The sequence below is a fragment of the Pseudomonas sp. W4I3 genome (assembly GCF_030816195.1).
GTDB lineage: Bacteria > Pseudomonadota > Gammaproteobacteria > Pseudomonadales > Pseudomonadaceae > Aquipseudomonas.
On record NZ_JAUSXS010000001.1, the window covers coordinates 5,809,970 to 5,828,991 of the forward strand.

At 59.4% G+C, this 19,022-nt stretch carries 17 protein-coding genes; 7 read left to right on the forward strand and 10 right to left on the reverse strand.

All coding sequences use genetic code 11. From position 1 onward, the window contains the following. Positions 1-11: 11 nt before the first annotated feature. Entirely contained in the window at positions 12-500 is a 489-nt protein-coding gene (locus tag QF045_RS26470; protein ID WP_005791582.1) for a TIGR00645 family protein, read from the reverse strand. A gap of 163 nt (positions 501-663) precedes the next feature. Here QF045_RS26470 and QF045_RS26475 point away from each other — a divergent pair, with 163 nt between their 5' ends. After that, entirely contained in the window at positions 664-2,487 is a 1,824-nt protein-coding gene (locus QF045_RS26475) for a hypothetical protein (protein ID WP_306494680.1), read from the forward strand. A 7-nt stretch (positions 2,488-2,494) separates the two neighbouring features. Here the strand turns inward: QF045_RS26475 and QF045_RS26480 are convergent, their stop codons facing one another. Together QF045_RS26480 and QF045_RS26485 are read right to left on the reverse strand one after the other, a co-directional pair. Continuing rightward, positions 2,495-2,812 (reverse strand): hypothetical protein, encoded by a 318-nt coding sequence (locus QF045_RS26480; protein WP_306494681.1) that lies wholly within the window; start codon positions 2,810-2,812, stop codon positions 2,495-2,497. Between the two features lie 299 nt (positions 2,813-3,111). Beyond that, the gene (locus tag QF045_RS26485; RefSeq protein WP_306494682.1) at positions 3,112-5,550 is read right to left on the reverse strand and encodes a Lon protease family protein; all 2,439 of its coding nucleotides are present in this window, start codon (positions 5,548-5,550) and stop codon (positions 3,112-3,114) included. A gap of 266 nt (positions 5,551-5,816) precedes the next feature. Here QF045_RS26485 and QF045_RS26490 point away from each other — a divergent pair, with 266 nt between their 5' ends. From QF045_RS26490 to QF045_RS26505, 4 genes are all read left to right on the forward strand, one after another. Further along, entirely contained in the window at positions 5,817-6,305 is a 489-nt protein-coding gene (locus QF045_RS26490) for a DUF3015 domain-containing protein (protein ID WP_010206666.1), read from the forward strand. 92 nt (positions 6,306-6,397) lie between these two features. Then, positions 6,398-8,251 carry a DUF4105 domain-containing protein gene (locus tag QF045_RS26495; RefSeq protein WP_306494683.1) on the forward strand — a complete coding sequence of 618 codons (1,854 nt, stop codon included), beginning with the start codon at positions 6,398-6,400 and terminating at the stop codon, positions 8,249-8,251. Positions 8,252-8,418: 167 nt separating this feature from the next. After that, a complete protein-coding gene (locus QF045_RS26500) occupies positions 8,419-8,718 on the forward strand; it encodes a chorismate mutase (RefSeq protein WP_306494684.1) in 300 nt (99 codons plus the stop codon). Positions 8,719-8,934: 216 nt separating this feature from the next. Then, positions 8,935-10,020: a type I restriction endonuclease gene (locus tag QF045_RS26505; RefSeq protein ID WP_306494685.1), complete on the forward strand. Its 1,086-nt coding sequence runs from the start codon at positions 8,935-8,937 to the stop codon at positions 10,018-10,020. Positions 10,021-10,099: 79 nt separating this feature from the next. Here the strand turns inward: QF045_RS26505 and QF045_RS26510 are convergent, their stop codons facing one another. Continuing rightward, positions 10,100-10,390, reverse strand: a complete 291-nt coding sequence (locus QF045_RS26510; RefSeq protein ID WP_306494686.1) for a DUF3077 domain-containing protein — start codon at positions 10,388-10,390, stop codon at positions 10,100-10,102. A 590-nt stretch (positions 10,391-10,980) separates the two neighbouring features. Here QF045_RS26510 and QF045_RS26515 point away from each other — a divergent pair. Together QF045_RS26515 and QF045_RS26520 are read left to right on the forward strand one after the other, a co-directional pair. Beyond that, complete coding sequence (locus QF045_RS26515; protein ID WP_306494687.1) at positions 10,981-11,337, forward strand: hypothetical protein; 357 nt, start codon at positions 10,981-10,983, stop codon at positions 11,335-11,337. Positions 11,338-11,414: 77 nt separating this feature from the next. Then, entirely contained in the window at positions 11,415-11,912 is a 498-nt protein-coding gene (locus tag QF045_RS26520; RefSeq protein ID WP_306494688.1) for a GreA/GreB family elongation factor, read from the forward strand. On the opposite strand, the gene gdhA is transcribed toward QF045_RS26520, so the two are convergent. From gdhA to QF045_RS26550, 6 genes are all read right to left on the reverse strand, one after another. Continuing rightward, entirely contained in the window at positions 11,909-13,246 is a 1,338-nt protein-coding gene (gene gdhA, locus QF045_RS26525; protein WP_306494689.1) for an NADP-specific glutamate dehydrogenase, read from the reverse strand. The two genes, QF045_RS26520 and gdhA, sit on opposite strands and share 4 nt — an antisense overlap. Before the next feature lie 335 nt (positions 13,247-13,581). After that, a complete protein-coding gene (ettA, locus tag QF045_RS26530) occupies positions 13,582-15,246 on the reverse strand; it encodes an energy-dependent translational throttle protein EttA (protein WP_306494690.1) in 1,665 nt (554 codons plus the stop codon). A gap of 101 nt (positions 15,247-15,347) precedes the next feature. Further along, a complete protein-coding gene (locus QF045_RS26535) occupies positions 15,348-15,824 on the reverse strand; it encodes a DUF2269 family protein (RefSeq protein WP_306494691.1) in 477 nt (158 codons plus the stop codon). Between the two features lie 103 nt (positions 15,825-15,927). Next, positions 15,928-16,710 (reverse strand): AraC family transcriptional regulator, encoded by a 783-nt coding sequence (locus QF045_RS26540; protein ID WP_306494692.1) that lies wholly within the window; start codon positions 16,708-16,710, stop codon positions 15,928-15,930. Positions 16,711-16,712: 2 nt separating this feature from the next. Beyond that, positions 16,713-18,101 carry an MFS transporter gene (locus tag QF045_RS26545; protein WP_306494693.1) on the reverse strand — a complete coding sequence of 463 codons (1,389 nt, stop codon included), beginning with the start codon at positions 18,099-18,101 and terminating at the stop codon, positions 16,713-16,715. 10 nt (positions 18,102-18,111) lie between these two features. Continuing rightward, complete coding sequence (locus QF045_RS26550) at positions 18,112-19,017, reverse strand: diiron oxygenase (RefSeq protein ID WP_306494694.1); 906 nt, start codon at positions 19,015-19,017, stop codon at positions 18,112-18,114. Between the last annotated feature and the right edge of the window lie 5 nt (positions 19,018-19,022).

The following is a 19,022-nucleotide window of genomic DNA, read 5'->3' on the forward strand; positions in this document are numbered from 1 at the left end:
GACGCGGGCCGTCAATGCTTGGTGAGCTTGTCCAGGTAACCCATGGCAAACGCCGAGACCACGAAGGTCATGTGGATGATCACGTACCACATCAGGTGCTGCGGATCGACGTTCTTGGCGTCCATGAAGATGCGCAACAGGTGGATGGAGGAAATCGCCACGATGGAGGCCGCTACTTTCATCTTCAGCGACGAAGAGTCCATGGTGCCCAGCCAGTTGAGCTTTTCCTTGTTTTCGTCGATATCGAGCTGCGAGACGAAGTTCTCGTAGCCGGAAATCATCACCATCACCAGCAGACCACCGACCAGGGCCATGTCGATCAGCGACAGCAGCAGCAGGATGACTTCTGCTTCCAGCATGGTGAAGATATTGGGAATCACATGAATGATTTCCTGGAAGAACTTCAGCGCCAGGATCAGCAGGCCCAGGGAAAGCCCCAGATAGATCGGTGCCAGCAGCCAACGCGAGGCATACATCGTATTTTCGATAAAACGTTCCATTGAATCTCACACAGCGTGGCTAAAAATGGCGCCGAGTATACCAGCCGCCAGCCGACACCTGTCACCGCGAGAAAACTGAGCCAAAGTGGCATCTGTAAGAGAATTTTTCTGCTAGTGTCGAGCCCATCAACCAGGCTCGATGATGTCGGACAGGAAAACTCTGATGATGGATGTGCGATCCCCTTTGGCCACGCTCGGCCTGTGTGCGGCGTTGCTGATGACCAGCGGCTGCTCCCCCAAAGAAGAGCAGAAGCAGGCCACCCTCGAAGAGAAAACCAGCCAGTTCGAACAGTCTCTCGATAGCATCCAGGACCCCAAGCTGCGCGACGCCATCGCCGACCTCGGCGGCTCGCTGCTGTTGCTGGAGCGCGCGCGCCTCAAGCTCGCCGCCAAGCCCATCGAAGCCGAATACGGCGAAGACACCCTCGCCCTGCTCAGGCACTACCCCACGCCCCAGGCCCTGGTGGATACCTATATCAATGGTCTGTTCGTGTTGCGCCGCGGCTCCCATTCCGACTACCTGACGGATTTGCAGCCGGTGTTTCCGTTCACGTTCAACGCCCCTGACCAGTTCCCCTTTCCCCATGGCCTGGAATGGCAGTCGGTGACCCTCAGCAACAACAAAGTCGTTCCCTACCAGCCGGAATGGTCGGAAACCGATCCTGGCATCCAGCTCAGCCCGAGCAGCTCCAACCTGACCAACCCCGACGACCTGACGGTGACTTACCCGTTCATCGAGGGTATCGAGACCGAAAACAAGAGCCAGCCGCAACCCATCAGCCTCAAAGGTGCGATCGAAGTCGCCGCGCCAGGCAAAGTGCTGGCCTTTGACCTGTCGAAAAAGGACGTGGGGCACCCGCGCACCGAGGGCAATATCACCCTCAACCTGCTCTCGCTTGAGAACAATTACGCCGAGCTCGAACTGACCAACAGCGAGCCCCTCGCTGCCGAGCTGGGTGACGACTCGCCGAACCCTCTGCTGGTGCAGGCACGGGACGGCACCGGCCAATTTCTCACCCGCTCTGGCTCGATCAACGAAAATGCCGCCCAAGTGGCATTCTATGAGCACCAGTTAGCCGAGATGCAAAAGCAGAAGGCCTGGTCCGAGGCATTCGAAAAGCAGCTCACCGACGCGCAAAAAGCCTTCGAGCATAAGCAGAACAGCCATTACGCCAAGGTGTATTTCAACGGGATGGTCGACACGCTGCAGGTCAATGTCCTGGACTTTTCCAAGGCCACGGTGACCCGCAAGGAGCTGGACCTGCCCGTGATGCGCTTCGACAAAAACAGCCTGCAACAAACCGTGCAGCCCTTGCCGATGCCGGTTACGGTGTATGACGACGCTGCCGCCAGCTGGCTCAAAGACGCGTCGATGACCGAAGAGCAGTTGAAAAGCAGCGTCACCATCAGCCAATCGACCGAAGACGCGAGCGCCGCGAAAGTCGTGTTCGACCACCCTTTCACCTTCAACGACGACCTGGTCGGCGCCGAACGCAACAACAGCGACGCGCCGATCACCTTTTTCGCGGCCGATGACAAAGGCGAACGCGGCGAGCCCATCGAGTTGCCCACCGAAGCGTTCGAGCTGAACGCGGCCAGCGGCACACTGACCTATGACCTCAACCTGTTCCCGGAAACCCCGGCGTTCGTGGTCGGCTCGGTGCCATTGTTTCTCGCCACCATCGAGAAGGCCTCGATTGACCCAACCCAGCTGCCCAAGGGCCTGGCGCTCAAGGACAACGCACTGATCGTCGACCAGCGCGCGTTTCCCTCCGACAGCTGGCGCTTCTACGCCAAGGACAGCAGCGGCAACTACCTCAAGGAAATTCTCGGCGTGAGCCACCGCGCCGAGGAATACGGCACGGCGATGTTTGACGTGCATTATTTCTACGGCCACCCAACCACTCTGGAAAGCTACCAGCGCACCGACCTCGACACCGTGCAATATGGCTTCGAGGTCAAGCTGGACAAACCGGAAAGCAAATAGCCCGCGATTACAGGGCCAATTGCTCCTGGCCGCCGTTGAGTTGGCGCAGATGGGCTTGCAGGTGCAGGCACCAGATCTGCGGCTCGTCCAACTGTTCGTAGCCATGCAGGGTCAGGCTGTCGACGATGGAACCCAACATGGTTTCTGCCACGAACGGCCCGTGAAACGGGCCTTGAGACTTGACCGTGGAAGGCTGTTCGCCCGACATGCCGGCGGCAAACAATAACGTCCACATCCCAGTCTCCCCGGCGAGGGGGCGGATGGAGCATTCGATACGGGTTTGCAGGCCCAGGCACTGGCGGGTAAGGCAAAGGTTGCGCGGCATGGCGGCGACCCTCGGTAGATCGGCGTTCAGCCCCAGCGCAAAGGCGAGGCTGTTTCTATCCTGCGACTCCTGTGGATATCCTTAAACTGAGGATAGAAGAAAAACGCGACAAACCAGGGTTGTAGAGACCAACGGCACTGGCTTGCGTTTGTTCGTCAATTTAATGGCATTCACAAATCAAAATGTGGGAGGGGGCTTGCCCCCGATAGCAGTGTGTCAGCCTCAGTATTTTTGACTGACACACCGCTATCGGGGGCAAGCCCCCTCCCACATTTTTTTATCCCAGTGGCCTTGAGAAATCAGCTTGGCTTGGCCTCAGCCAGCGCCTGTTGCGCCAGTTCCTTTTCCGCCTCCTTCAAGTCTTCCTCGCTGATCATTTCCGCAATCGCGCGCAAACGCTCTACCACGCGAGCATTGACCGTGCCTTCCGGGAACTGCCCCTCGGCGTCCGGCTCGCCGGCATCCTCGCCCACCAGCAGGCTCAGCGCTTCATCCGCCTGGCGCACCGCATAGACATGGAATTGCCCGGCGCGCACAGCCTGCAGGACCTTTTCGTCGAGCATCAGCGTGGCCACGTTGGCCTGGGGAATGATTGCGCCCTGCTCACCCGTCAAACCGCGCGCTTCGCACAGGCGGAAGAAGCCTTCGATCTTCTCGTTGACCCCGCCCACGGCCTGCACTTCACCAAACTGGTTGATCGAGCCGGTGATGGCAAAGCACTGCTTAAGCGGCGTTTTCGACAAGGCCGAGATCAAGGTACAGGCTTCGCCCAGGGAGGCACTGTCGCCATCCACGTAACCGTAGGACTGTTCCAATGCGATGCTCGCCGAGATCGCCAGCGGGAATTCTTGAGCGTAACGGCTGCCCAGGTAACCGGTGAGGATCATCACGCCCTTGGAGTGAATCGGCTGGCCAAGGTTGACCTCACGCTCGATGTCGACAATACCGCTGCCGCCGGGGTACACCGTGGCGGAAATCCGCGCCGGTACGCCGAATGCCGAATCACCGACTTCCAGCACTGTCAGCCCGTTGCACTTGCCCACGGCAGCGCCTGCGGTGTCGATCAGGATCACCCCGGCAAGCATGTCGTCGAGAATCCGCGCCGACACGCGACCGGTGCGGGTGGCCTTGGCCTTGAGCGCACGTTCGATGTGCCCGGCGTCGGTCATTTCGTCGCCCGCCAGGTGACGGATGAAATCCGCCTCACTGACCAGTTGGAACAAGTCGCCAATGCGCGCCGACAAGCGGCCCTGATGTTCCGCCAGGCGTGCGCTGTAGGTCGCCAGCCGCGCCACCGCATCCGACGTCAGCGGCGCCATGCCCTCTTCCGAGGTGCGCGTCTTGAGCAACTGGGCGAACTGCTCCAGGCTTTCGTCGACCATCGGAATGTCTTCGTCGAAGTCCACCAACACCCGGAACATTTCCTGGAAGTCCGGATCGGCATCCTGCAACGCGTAGTACAGCTGGCGCGAACCGATGATGATCACCTTGACCTGCAACGGGATCATCTGCGGGTTGAGCGTCACGGTGGCCAGGCGACCCAGTTCGCCAAGCGGCGACTCCATCTTCAATTTGCGCGATTGCAAGGAGCGCTTGAGCGCATCCCACACAAACGGCTCACCGAGCATCTTCTCTGCTTCCAGGATCAGGAAACCCCCGTTGGCACGGTGCAACGCGCCTGGGCGCAGCTGACGATACGTGGTGTACAGCGCGCCCTGGTCGGTGCTGTATTCGATACGGCCGAACAGGTTGTCGTAGGTCGGGTGCGGCTCGAACACCACCGGCGCGCCGCCGTTGACCGCATGGCCAACCACCAGGCTCGGGCAGTACTGCTCTTCCAGCAGTTTGCGCGCCTGGGCGTCAGTCTTCGAGTCGTCCACCAATTGCTCGACCACGGTTTTCAGCAGGTAGACCTGCATGGCCTGCAGGTAACCGCAGACGGCGGCGTTTTCCGCGTACTTTTCCGACAGCGGAGCGAGCAAAGGCTGCAGGGCCAGGGTGATGGTTTCTTCGTTGAACTGGCGCAGCAGGTTGTTCGATTCACGCTTCCACTGCGGCAGGCTCGCCAACTCTTCGTTAAGGCGCTCTTCCAGTTCGGAAATATCCGTGTGAAAACGCTCGCGGTCGGCTTCCGGCAGTTGCGAGAACTCCGCCTCGTCCAGGGCCTTGCCATCGAGCATCGGCGTGAAGGCGATGTTGGAACTGTCGCGGTACAGCGCCACGTCTTTTTCCAGGGCCAGACGCTCGATCACGTCCAGGGCCTTGTCGTAACGCTGGTTGAACGCACGGTCGATGGCGCTTTTGCGCTGTTGATAAGTCGGGTGCTCGAACACCGCCGGGAAGGTCGCCACTAGGTTGTCGACCAAGCCGTTGATATCGGCGATGAACGCCGCCGCGGCGCCGCCTGGCAATTCCAGGGCGCGCGGTTCGCGCGGCTCGTCGAAATTATTCACATACACCCAGTCCGACGGGGTTTGCAGGCGTTTGCCTTCGGCCTTCAGGTAACGTTTGACGAACGAGAAGCGACCGGTACCGGGCTCGCCCATGACAAACACGTTGTAACCGGGACGTGGCATCGCCACGCCGAACTGCAATGCTTCAACCGCACGTTCCTGGCCAAGCACACCGCGAAAGGGCTCCAAATCATTGGTGGTCGAGAAGCTGAACTGTTCAGCGGAGAAAGGGCGAGTCAGCGCTTCGGGCGCTAGACGCAAGCTGGCAGCAACAGGATCAGGCATCGGGCTTCCTTACATCAGGCGGGGCAGATGGGGGCATTCTGGCTCTCGGTTGCGCGCTCTGGCAAGGCGCGCTTATGGGAAAGCGTAGACAGCACACGCGCCGTACAAAAAAATCGTTCAAGACCGAATGTTTTATAAAAAATCACGGAACCCCTGGAACGTGCCTAAACTCCAAACTGCGCGGGTTGGACTAATAACTGGCCCCTAGGGTGCTGCGAAGCGCCTGAACCCTTGTCCATTGGTTTGCACACAAAGAGAACAAAGCTATGAAACGGATCCTTCTTGGTACTCTCTTCACCGTCGTCTCCCTCAATGCAATGGCAGAAGCACCAGGTGGCCCGAACTGCGGTTGGGGCAACATGTTGTTCGAAGGCCAGCGCGGTACTCCGGCCCACTTCCTTGCCTCCACCACCAACGGCACCTCAGGTAACGCCACCTTCGGCATGACCTCGGGCACCAACGGTTGCAGCACCAACAGCGCGCTGAGCTACGGCGGCAAGTCGTGGATTGCCATGAATGGCATGATGAACGAGCTGTCCGAAGACATGGCCAAGGGTAACGGCGAAGCGCTGACCACCTACGCCGTGGTACTGGGCGTGGCACCGGAAGATCGCGAGCACTTCGCGGCCGTGACCCACGAGCACTTCCAGCAGATCTTCAGCAAGGCTGACGTGACCGCTGACGACGTGCACAACAACACCATTGCCGTACTGAAAAGTGATGCCCGTCTGGCGAAATACGCTACCCAGGCTTAAGCTCGACCTGCCCGCGTCTCTTGAGGCGCGGGCTTTATTTTTTTGACCTGTCCCCCTTGGGTCTTTTTTTCAGTCCGACTTAAGTAGCCCCCATGCTCAAACGCCTCGCTTGCCTGGCTCTCTTCGCCTGCGCCCCGCTGCATGCGGCACCGCACCTCGACGATCAACGTTTGCAGCAACTGGCCAATGACCCTTTCTGGTTATCCCTGGGCCATTACGAAGCCGGCAAGATCAAGGGCTGGCGCAGCTATGTCAGCGACAAGAAGTTTTTCCTCGCCGCCGATGGCGCGCACCATCCGGACGCCGAACTCAAGGCCACCGTGCAGGCGTTGTACGCACCGGCCAGCCTGGGTGAAAAGCACGCCCAATGTGTGTACCCCGCCCGCACCCGCTGGCTCAAGGACCAGTTGCAGTTGAACGACCTGCCGGCGGTGGACTGCAAGGAATTCAAGCAGTGGTTCAGCGACGTCGCGCCCCACAGCGCGGTGATGATTTTCCCGGCGGCGTACCTCAACAGCCCGTCTTCGATGTTCGGCCACACCTTGCTGCGCATCGACCAGGCCGACGTGCAAAGTAACAACACCGCGCTGCTCAGCTACGCGATCAACTTCGGCGCCTACATCGAAGGTTCGGACAACAGCATTCTGTATGCCTGGAAGGGCCTGATGGGCGGCTACCCCGGCCTGTTCGCCCTGGTGCCCTACCAGGAAAAACTCTCAGAGTACCGCAGCCTGGAAAACCGTGACCTGTGGGAATACCGCCTGAACCTCACCGAAGTCGAGACCAAGCGCATGGTCGAGCACGTGTGGGAACTCAAGCAGATCCAGTTCGACTATTTCTTCTTCGATGAAAACTGCTCCTACCGCCTGCTCGAACTGCTGCAAGTGGCGCGCCCCGGCCTGCGCCTGACCGAACAGTTCCCGCTGACCGCAATCCCCACCGATACCGTCAAGGCCGTGAAAGACGCGGGCCTGGTAGAGAAAATCGACTATCGCCCCTCCCGTGAGCGCGAACTGCTCGAGCGTGCCAAACCGCTGGATGGCGATGAGCAACAATGGGTGCTGAGCATCAGCGACGACCAGAAGCAGCTGCAGGCGCCGGCCTTCAAAGCCCTGCCCCGCGAGCGTCAGGCGCTGATCATCGATGCCGCCTATCGCCTCGGCCGCTACCGCGCCAACGGCCTGGAACGCGACACCGAACGCTCCCAGCGCAGCTTTGAACTGCTGCGCGCGATCAACCAGAACCCTGCGCCAGACCTGAAGATCACCCCGCCCGGCCTGCCGGAAAACGGTCACGAGTCGCGCACCTGGCAGGCCGGCATCGGTACCCGTGGCGACAAAGCCTTCGGCGAATACGGCCTGCGCATGGCCTACCACGACCTCAACGACAACGCCGAGGGCTTCCCCCTTGGCGCGCAAATCGAGATCCTGCAGATGAAACTGCGCCAGTACGAAGGCAACCACTGGCAACTGCAGCAACTGGATCTGGCCACCATCCGTTCCCTGACCCCGCGCAACGCCTTGCTGCAGCCCTGGTCCTGGCAAGTCACCGGCGGCCTGGAGCGCGTACCGGGCAAACACGACGACGAAACCCTCGTCGCGCACGTCAACGGCGGCGCCGGCGGCACCTGGCAGTTGAGCGACGACATGCTCGGCTTCGCCCTCGGCACCGTGCGTGTGGAACACAACAATGACTTCAGCGAAGCCATCTCCCCCGCGGCCGGGTTCAACACCGGCGTGTTGTGGAAAAACCCGCTGGGCAACCTGAGCCTGGAAGCCAAGGGGGATTTCTTCACCAATGGCGAAGTACGGCGCAGCATCAGCCTGAACCAGCAGTGGGAACTGTCGCGCAACCTGGGCCTGCGCTTGAGCGCCCAGCGCGAATACAGTCACTTGTCGACGCCAGTGAATGAAGTGATGCTCGAAGTGAAGTGGTATCACTACTGATTCAAGCCGGACAAACATCAAAATGTGGGAGGGGGCTTGCTCCCGATAGCGGTGAACCAGCCACCCGATGCAGTGACTGACACTCAGCCATCGGGGGCAAGCCCCCTCCCACATTGGGTTCTCGTATAGCCAAGTAAGCTGTATCGCCTGCCAGGAGCATCATTAACATGGCCGTTAACTGCACAAGCCTCGAAGAAATCCGAACCCACATCGACAGCCTCGACCAGCAAATCGTCACCCTGCTGGCAGAGCGCGGACGCTACGTATCTCAAGCGGCACGCTTCAAAAAAGACGCTGATGGCGTCAAGGCACCGCAACGAGTCGAGCAAGTCATCGCCAAGGTGCGGGAGATATCCCAAACGGTGGGCGCCAATCCTGAGGTCACCGAACCGGTGTATCGCGCGATGATTGCAGCGTTTATCCAGCAGGAGTTAGCGGAGCATGCCGCCCTGGGAGAAATACGCTAAGCGTTACCAAAATTCTTCACCTGCACAGAAAATCCTCAAAAAGCTCCAGGTCTCTGATTTTTAAGTAGAAAATTTTGGAAGGTTTTTGAGCTTTTTTGACTAACTGAAAACTTGCTCTGCCTAAGCCTCGCTTTATGAGGATATGTAACTAGTCTCGGGTAGCAATCATATTGCCACCACGTCTATACACGGACCCGAATAGGTAAGAGGCTCACTATGGATTTTTTTGAAAAGCTCACCAGCCTGGCCGCAAAGGTTAGGTTGCAAGGCCCTGCCATTCAAACAGAAGAGGCCACAAAAAATGCCTTTGTAATGCCTTTTATCAACACAGTGCTTGGCTACGACGTATTTGATCCGCAGGAAGTGACGCCTGAGTTTGTCTGCGATGTCGGGACAAAAAAAGGCGAAAAAATCGACTATGCCATTATGAAAAATGGCGAGGTTCAAATACTCATCGAATGCAAAAAAATCGGTGAATCATTGAGTATTAACCACGCGTCGCAGCTTTTTCGTTACTTCCATGTCACAAGCGCGAGAATTTCAATTCTCACCAACGGCCAGGTTTATCGGTTTTTTACAGATCTTGATGCGCCCAATAAAATGGATGAGAAACCGTTCTTAGAACTGGACTTGCTGGATATTGATGAATACTCCGTGCCGGAGTTGATAAAACTCACTAAGTCTGCATTCGACGTCGACTCGATCATCAACGCTGCGGGTGAACTGAAATACGTAAGTCAACTCAAAAAAATTATCGGCGCCCAGGTAAGCAAACCAGAAGACGACTTCGTGAAATTTTTCGCATCGCGTGTTTACGAAGGAGTGATCACACAAAAAGTACGTGATCAGTTTTTCGAATTGACACGAAAAGCGTTGGCTCAATTTCTGAATGATCAAATCAATGATCGACTCAAATCAGCGATGAGCGGTGCAATTCAGCCGACAGTTGCTTCCTTGACTGCTGCAAATAGCGTGAGCACAGATAGCCCTGATCGTGACGAGTCAGAAGATAAGATTTTGACAACGCTTGAAGAGTTAGAGGGTTATCACATTGTCCGTGCTGTCGTCCGCTCCGTTGTCGATGCCAAACGAATCGTTCAGCGAGATACCCAGAGCTATTTTGGGATATTACTGGATGACAACAATCGTAAGCCCATTTGCCGACTCCACTTCAATCGCAGCCAAAAATATCTTGGGATATTTGATGAGGACAAGAATGAAACCCGACATGCGATTTCAACCATCGATGAAATTTACGAATATGCAGATCAACTGAAAAAGACAGTGGGCTATTACGCCTGAGTGCTACATCTAGAACCCGAAACATCGATAGTTTCGTGGCGAGCGGGCTTGCCCCGCTCGCCAAAAAAGCTATATCCGCTTACGTTGAGGGCGTCATCGCTTGGGTCAGGTCATCCACCACGGCCTTGCCCATCTCACACAGATAATGTGCAGCCCATGCGTATTGTTCGCCGCGCACATCCATGGCGGCTTCCATTGCGAGCTTCTTGGAGTAGTAAAGCAGGGTAGAGGCATGTTCCAGGGCTTGCTCAATCGGCATGCCTGAATTAACGCGGAACAGTGGCTTTTCGTTTTCGCCGTAATCGCCAAACGTGACAACACCGAGGGTGGTGATCGTGGACAGGGGGGGATCGGGGACGACCTTGCTCATGATGATTGCTCTCTGCAGAAGTAGAGCCGCCACATCACATCGCTAAACATGAAGAGGGTGGCAGCTGTGTGCAGGTTAGCGATCCGGGCCAGGAGCACCCCGGGTAGACTCGAAGGTCTCCAGCACACAGCCACCATAAAACGTTAAAAGCAGGCAAAAGCCGACTGATAGTGTTGGAAGCGGTGACACGCCTGAAACCCGGATCGCTAAACCCGATCGCTGATGTGCAGCGACCCAGGGAGGCTAGTGACTCAAACAGTACGGCGCAATAGGCCAGAGATTCTCTAGGAATCGTCCTGCAATTTAAAGGGAATCGTCGTTGATGGCCCTTTAACCAACTCCTTTCACACCTCCTGAACAATAGATCGTTCCCACGCTCCCGCGTGGGAATGCAGCCCGTGACGCTCCGCGTCACCCGTGCGCAGTAATCGAAACTTGCAGCGGTTGGCGGGACGCGGAGCGTCCCAAGAGGCATTTCCACGCAGGGCGTGGGAACGATGAAACTTACTTCTCACAGCCCTTTCACACCGCCTCGACAAATCCCTGACTAGACTTTCTCCATCAGCCGTAAATCGGCCAGGGAGTTCGCCATGTGGCGGTATGCGGTCATGCTGTGTGCAGTGGTTGGGCTGTTGGGCTGCCAGACAACCCATCAGGATTTGCTGGCCAAGGGTTATCCGCCGGCCTTTGCCGATGGCTTTGACGACGGTTGCAGCAGTGGTCGCCAGGCTGCCGGGGTGATCACGGGAGAGTTTCGCAAGAACGTTGCGCGCTATCTGAAAGACCGGCAATACGCCGAAGGCTGGGAAGACGGTTTCCGCCAGTGCAAGGCCATGCGTGAGAACGAGGAGCTGCGCGACTATCAGGACCGCCGCCGGGACGACCGCGAGCATGAATGGCAGCAGGAAAAAGATCGGGATGCGGCCAAAGCCTATCGCTCGCAATAGCTCGCTTTTGTGTTGGAAGCGGAGCGTGGGAACGATCGTGCGGTGGACATGGCCCAAACTCCATTGAGGAGAATGTCATGAGCCGAGCTTTTGTGAATGAAGATAACGCCGCCGCCCAGGCTGATCAGCCGGTGGAGCGTCAGGTCAGTGAGCAGCCAAATCGCTTGACCACCCAGGGTCTAGCGCTGTTGCAGGCCAAGGTGGGGCAGTTGCAACTGGAACACAGCAAAGAATCCGCTAAAGGCGAACAGGCTGACAAACAACGCCTGGCCGACCTTGAGCGGGACTTGCGTTACTTCAACCAGAGGGTGCAGAGCGCCCAGGTCGTGGCGCCGGCGACTTCCACCGACAGGGTGCAGATCGGCAGTTGGGTGACCTTCGCCAATGAACAGGACGAACAGCAGCGCATCCAGTTGGTCGGCGAAGACCAGGCCGACGCCAACGCGGGCTTGATCAACTGGGGTTCGCCCCTGGGCCGCGCGTTGCTGGGCGCCCAGGTGGGTGACGAGGTGCTGTGGAAGCGCCCCGTCGGCGATCAGTTGATCGAAGTGCTGCGCATTGAGCCCCAGGGTTAAACGATGCCCTGGGCCAGCATTGCATCGGCGACTTTGACGAAGCCTGCGATGTTCGCGCCTTTCACGTAGTTGACTCGGCCGTTTTCTTCGCCGTAATGCACACAGGCGTGGTGGATCGACTGCATGATGTTGTGCAGCTTGCTGTCCACCTCACCGGCGGTCCACAGCAGGCGCATGGCGTTCTGCGACATCTCCAGGCCACTCACGGCCACGCCGCCGGCATTGGAAGCCTTGCCCGGCGCAAACAGAATGCCCGCTTCGATAAAGATATCCACTGCCTCCAGGGTGGTCGGCATGTTGGCGCCTTCGGCCACACAGCGACAGCCATTGCGCAATAGGGCGCGGGCCGCGTCGGCGTCGAGTTCGTTCTGGGTGGCGCAGGGCAGCGCGATGTCGCAAGCCAGCTCCCACGGCGTTTTACCTGGGCGAAACTCCAGGCCGAAACGCTCGGCCAGTTCGCTGATGCGGCCGCGCTGTACGTTTTTCAGCGCGAGCAGTGCCTCCCATTGCTCCTCGGTCAAACCGCTCTCGGCATACAGGGTGCCTTCGGAGTCCGACAGGGAAATCACCTTGCCACCCAGGTCCATCACTTTGCGCGCCGCGTACTGCGCCACGTTGCCTGAACCGGAAATCGCCACGCGCTTGCCTTCGACCCGCTGGCCGTCGCGCTTGAGCATTTCTTCGGCGAAGTACACACAGCCAAAACCGGTGGCTTCCGGGCGGATCAGGCTGCCGCCGTAGGTCATGCCCTTGCCGGTCAATACCGAGGTGAACTGATTGCTCAGGCGCTTGTACTGGCCGAACAGAAAGCCGATTTCACGGGCGCCCACGCCGATATCGCCGGCCGGTACGTCCACGTCCGCACCGATGTGGCGGTACAGCTCGCTCATGAACGCCTGGCAGAAGCGCATCACTTCGGCGTCGCTCTTGCCCTTGGGGTCGAAGTCCGAGCCGCCCTTGCCGCCGCCCATGGGCAGCGAGGTCAGGGAGTTCTTGAAGGTCTGCTCGAAGGCGAGGAATTTCAGCACGCCCAGGTTCACCGAAGGGTGGAAGCGCAAGCCGCCTTTGTAAGGGCCGATGGCACTGTTCATCTGGATGCGGAAACCGCGATTGACCTGGACCTTGCCGTGGTCATCCACCCAAGACACCCGGAACGTAATTGCGCGTTCCGGCTCGCAGATGCGCTCCAGAATGCCCGAGGTCAGGTAGTGGGGATTGGCTTCAAGAAACGGCCACAGGCTGCGCAGAACTTCTTCTACGGCCTGGTGGAATTCCGGTTGGTCAGGGTCGCGTTTCTTGAGGCGGGCAAGGAAGGATTCGACGGATTCGTGCATGAAAAGTCTCGGCAAAATGATTGTTGTTAAACAGAGATTGAGCCGGACTCTAACAATTCATTTCGCACCGGGACAGGGCAAAATGTCGCCTTTGTGAAATTAAATGGTGCATTAGGTATAAATAAAGCGGCTTTTTTGCCCCTGAATGGGGATTTCAGGCTGGGTTATGCACCAATAGTTAGATAGCCATCGGGGGCAAGCCCCCTCCCACATTGGAATGCATTTCAAAATGTGGGAGGGGGCTTGCCCCCGATGGCTCCAACTCGGTCTCGATGAAAAAGCAGGCAAAAAAAACGGAGCCCGAAGGCTCCGCTCTTTCACACCACCAACCCGAATCAGGCCAGCTTCTTGTGACGCACACGGTGCGGCTGGGCAGCGGCCTCACCCAAACGCTTCTTACGGTCCGCTTCGTACTCGGTGTAGTTGCCTTCGAAGAACACCGCCTGGGAGTCGTCTTCGTACGCCAGGATGTGGGTCGCGACACGGTCAAGGAACCACCGATCGTGAGAGATCACAATGGCGGCGCCCGGGAAGTCCAGCAAGGCTTCTTCCAGGGAACGCAGGGTTTCAACGTCGAGGTCGTTGGACGGTTCGTCGAGCAGCAACACGTTGCCGCCTTCTTTCAAGGTCAGGGCCAGGTGCAAGCGGCCACGCTCACCACCGGACAGGTCCTTGACGAACTTCTGCTGGTCGCCGCCCTTGAAGTTGAAGCGGCCGACATAGGTGCGCGACGGGATTTCATAGTTGCCGATACGGATCTGGTCGGAACCGTCGGAAATCTGCTGGAACACCGTCTTGCTGCCGTCGAGGTCGTCGCGGCTCTGGTCCACACAGGCCATTTGCACGGTTTCGCCGATCTCGATGCTGCCCGAATCCGGGGTTTCCTTGCCCATCAGCATGCGGAACAGGGTGGATTTACCCGCACCGTTACCACCGATAACGCCGACGATCGCGCCTTTTGGCATGGCGAACGACAGGTTATCGATCAACACGCGGTCGCCGTAGCCTTTGCACACGTTCTTGAATTCGATGACCTTGTCACCCAGGCGCGGGCCGGCCGGGATGTAGATCTCGTTGGTTTCGCTGCGCTTCTGGAATTCCTGCGACTGCATTTCTTCAAAGCGTTGCAGACGGGCCTTGGATTTGGACTGGCGGGCCTTGGCGCCTTTGCGCACCCATTCCAGTTCTTCCTTCATGGCTTTTTCGTGAGCCGATTGCTGCTTGGATTCGGCGGCCAGACGGTCGGACTTGGCTTCCAGCCAACCGGAGTAGTTGCCCTCGTAAGGGATACCGGCGCCACGGTCGAGTTCGAGGATCCAGCCAGCAACGTTGTCCAGGAAGTAACGGTCGTGCGTGATCGCAACCACGGTGCCTGGGAAGTCGTGAAGGAAATGTTCCAGCCAGGCGACGGAATCGGCGTCCAAGTGGTTGGTCGGTTCGTCGAGCAGCAACATGTCGGGCGCGGAAAGCAGCAGGCGGCACAGGGCCACACGGCGCTTCTCACCACCGGACAGGAATTCGATTTTGGCGTCCCACGCCGGCAGGCGCAGCGCGTCGGCGGCGACTTCCAGTTGGCGCTCCAGGTTGTGCCCGTCGCCCGCCTGCAGGATCGCCTCGAGCTTGGCCTGTTCGGCGGCCAGCTTGTCGAAGTCGGCATCCGGTTCGGCGTAGGCGGCGTAGACCTCGTCCAGGCGCGCCTGGGCGTCCTTGATCACGCTGACAGCTTCTTCGACCACTTCGCGCACGGTCTTGCTCGGATCCAGCTGGGGTTCCTGCGGCAGGTAGCCGATGTTCAGTTCGGGCATCGGGCGGGCTTCGCCTTCGAACTCGGTGTCGACGCCGGCCATGATTTTCAGCAGCGTGGACTTGCCCGAACCGTTGAGGCCGAGCACGCCGATCTTGGCGCCCGGAAAGAAGGACAGCGAAATGTTTTTAAGAATTTCCCGCTTCGGAGGAACAACTTTTCCCAGCCGATGCATGGTGAAGACGTATTGAGCCAAAATGGAGCCCTCTGAGTAACAGCCTGAACAAAGGCCTGCATTCTACGTCAAGATCACCCCGTGAACAGATGCAGACCGCTGACTGGCCCAGCCACCCTCCGTCAGAAGAGTCTCAGGGCCAGCATGTTCAACGTCATCTGGCTGTGCAACAGCATGACCAGCAGGATCGCGCAGGTGCACAGCGCCTGGCCCAGCACGCCAAGGTGGATGCGGCGCGCGGCGGGTTGCCACTGTTCGGTCTGCGCCTGCGTGCGCTCAAGAACCTCCCTGGCCGGGTCGCGCAGGCATTTTTCGAGCACCGAATCGAGTACGAACAGGCTGACGCTGAGCACAAACCATACTTCGAAGCTGCGGCGCCAGTCCAGGAGCCAGAACATCAGCACGCCGCTCAGGATCAGCCCCCAACCGGCGACGTTGTAAAAGCGATCCGTGAAGGTCAACCCCCTCAGCAGCAAGGGCTTGGTCAGCTCGTCGCACCGTTTGAGCTGCGCCGACAGCCAAGGGGCCACCAGCAACGGGCCGGTGGCCGCCACGGCCGCCAGTACATGGAAAATCCTCAACGCATCGTATTCGGTCATCGCCCGGGCCTCGTGGCACATAAAGACAGAGGCCTAGGCTAAGGCAGTCCTCGCTCGTCCAGAATGGTCCGGCAGGACATAAGAACGAACAGAACGGACATTTTCAGGCCAGGTGTTCCGCGCTGCCCTGCAAAGTACTGCGCACCTTGCCGGGACTGCTGCCAGTGACCCGGCGAAACCAATGGCCAAAGGAATCGCTTGAAGCAAACCCCAGGTGTTGCGCCACGCGCTCATTGGTGTGCTCGACCATCAGTCCCCGATAAGCCTCCACCAGCAGCAGGCGATTGTGCCACTGGGTGTAGCACAACCCGGTCTGCCGACGAAACAAACGGGTCAGGGTGCGCTCGGTAGCGCCAACCTCGCCGCCCCACTCCGCCAGGCTCTTGCGCATGCCCGGCCGGGCAATCAGTTGGTCGGTGACGCGCTTGAGCCGCAGGTCGCTGGGCAGCGGCAGGACCATGTCACTGGCTGGAATCGCGCTGATATCTTCAAATAGCAACTCCACGATGCAGTTGCGCTGGGCGTCGGACAGTGGCCGCACGTTGTCTTCGGCGAGGCGCTCGCACAGGGCGATCATCAGCGAAGACGCATCGATGAGCTTGAGCTGGGGGGAAAAGTCCCTGGACCGCTCAGCCCCCAGATAGAGCACCGTGAGGTCTACCTGGGTGTCGGCGGCGCCGGCGTGCAGGGTCTGCGGCGGAATCCACACCGCCATACCCGCCTTGAGCAGCCAGCGTTGATCTGCGGTACTGCCCTGCAGCATGCCCTTTTTGACCAGGACGAATTGCCCGATGGGGTGTCGATGGGGTTCGCTTTCGTCGGCGTCCAGCTTGGTTATCTGGCGCTCGACGACCAGCGCAGCGTGGTGGGTCATTTCAACTTGCATTACTACCCCAGTGAGTCTTTCCGTAGTCCAATGGCCGAAGGCATTCCACACGCAAAGAGTAAACCGCATCCCATAATCAGGCCAAGCACCAGGAAAGTCGCGGGGTAGGCATGGCCCGGCGGCAGGTAGAGCGCAACCGCGACCATCCCGTTGACGCCAAAAGCGGCGCCGAGACTGCGCAGGAACTGCACCGTGGAGGTGTAAGCCCCCAACTGTTCCACCGGCGCGCTGTTCTGGGCAAAGACCAGCGTAGTGGTTGCCGTCAGCCCCATCCCCAGCCCGACCATCACCTGCCCGGCGCCGATCCCCGGCCAGAACGCCCAATACAGCCCGGCCGCCACGCTCGAACAGCCGAGCATCAGCAGCAGCATGCCGCCGACCGCCATCGTCTTGAAGCCGACGCGGGCCAGGCGCTTGCCGCATAGCGTCGCGCCGGCCACCCAGCCCAGCGCGGCCAGCATGATCAGCGCGCCACCGGACAAGGCGCTGGCCCGGACGTGATCGAGCGCCACCGGCAGCAGGCTGACGGACGCGTACAAGCCCACGCTGGAGACCATCACCAGCACCATGACAACCCCGAGCACCGGCCGTGTGAAGAACCCCAACGGCACCGGGCTGCTGTCCGGTGCGGCACGAACGCGAGCGGCCAACACACCTAGCCCGACCAGCATGACCACGGTCAGGACCGGCATCGGGTGGGCAAGCCATTCCAGCGGATGGTTGCTCAGCAGCAGCAGCGCCGCACACGCGAATACGGCCAATGCGCCTTGTGCCAGTGGGTCCACATGCCGGCTGGCCTGGCCACGGCCGATGGTCGGGGCGAAGAACAGCGCCAACAGCGCCAGCACGCCAAGGGGCAAGTTGAGCCAGAACACAGCGCGCCAGCTCAGCGTGCTGCCCAGCACCGCACCGGCCACCGGCCCCAGCACCGCCGCCAGCCCCCAGACACTGCTGAGCATGCCTTGCATGCTCGCGCGCTTGGGCCCCTCGAACAGCGACGCCAACAACGAGTAGGACAACACGATGATGCCACCCGCGCCCACGCCCTGCAGCGCCCTGCCCGCGATCAACATGATCATGTCCTGGCTCAGGGCCACCCAGACAGAGGCGACAATGAACACACACAGGCTGACCTTCATCATCGCGCCGACCCCGAACCGATCGGCGAGCGCGCCCGCCAGCGGCGCGACCAGGGCCAGCGGCAGCAGGAAGCCGGAAACCACCCAGGGAAACAGGGTGGTGTCCTGCATCTGGGCGTTGATCTGCGGCAGGATGGTGCTGACCGCCGTGCTGTCCATGGCGGCGAGGAACAGCGCGACCAGCACGGCGACCACACTCAGCGGGTACTTCCCTGCCCCGGCCTCTGGCGAGGCAAGCGTTTGTGACTTCATGGCGCGATCCTCAATGAAAATACTGGGTGTGAATCGCGCTGGCTCGGGAGAACTCACTGACGATGCCCGCGGTGTCCGGGTCCATGTAGTCGTCGACTTTGCGAATCAGGTCCTGGGACTGGACGATCTCTCTGAAACGCAGGGTCATCTCCAGCTGGGTGTGGGCGGCCTGGTTGTTCTGCGTGTAGTCCAGATCGAATTCCGCCTTGATCTGCTCGCCGCTGGTGATAGCCAATTGCGTGTTCATCGCCTCGGTGTCATGAATCAATTGGTGCATGCGGCGGCGCTCTTCGCTGCTGAGGGTTGGAATGATCCGGTCGAACACAAAGTGGTCGAACTGGATGTGGCGCGCCTCGTCCAGGCCATGAAAATGCAAGAGCCGCGTCAACAGGCTGTGCTGCATCGGGTCCAGCACCTTCAACCGGCGCTCGAACACGGTGATGACTGACTCGCCGACGTATGCGGTGGCGCACAGCGCGGCCAGCTTGATCTTGGGCGACTCATCGCCTTCGTAGAGGGCGCGACGCTCGGCGAAGAGGTTGTCCTTGAGCTTGATGTCACGCCCCGACAGATGCCTGATGTACTGGTAGAAGCTGCTGGCGTGGTTGATCTCTTCGGCAGCGAAGCAGGACAGCGCGCCGTACAGGGAGTCGCCTGCAGTCAGCGTGTCGTCGTTGGACTGCGCCTCGCACAGGATGCGCGTCATGGTGTTGGCCACGTGCATTTCGATCTCGGCCAGTTGCCCCAACTCCTTGTACAAATAGGCCACGGCCTTGTCTTCCTGACCGGCTTCCCCGACCAGTGCATTGGACAAAAAGCGCAGCTCGTCATCGGTGCGCGCGCCCGCCCATTCCATGCGGTTGGGGTGCAGGTAATTGATGTGCGCCAGCTCGTTGATGGTTTTCAGGTTTTTCATGGCGA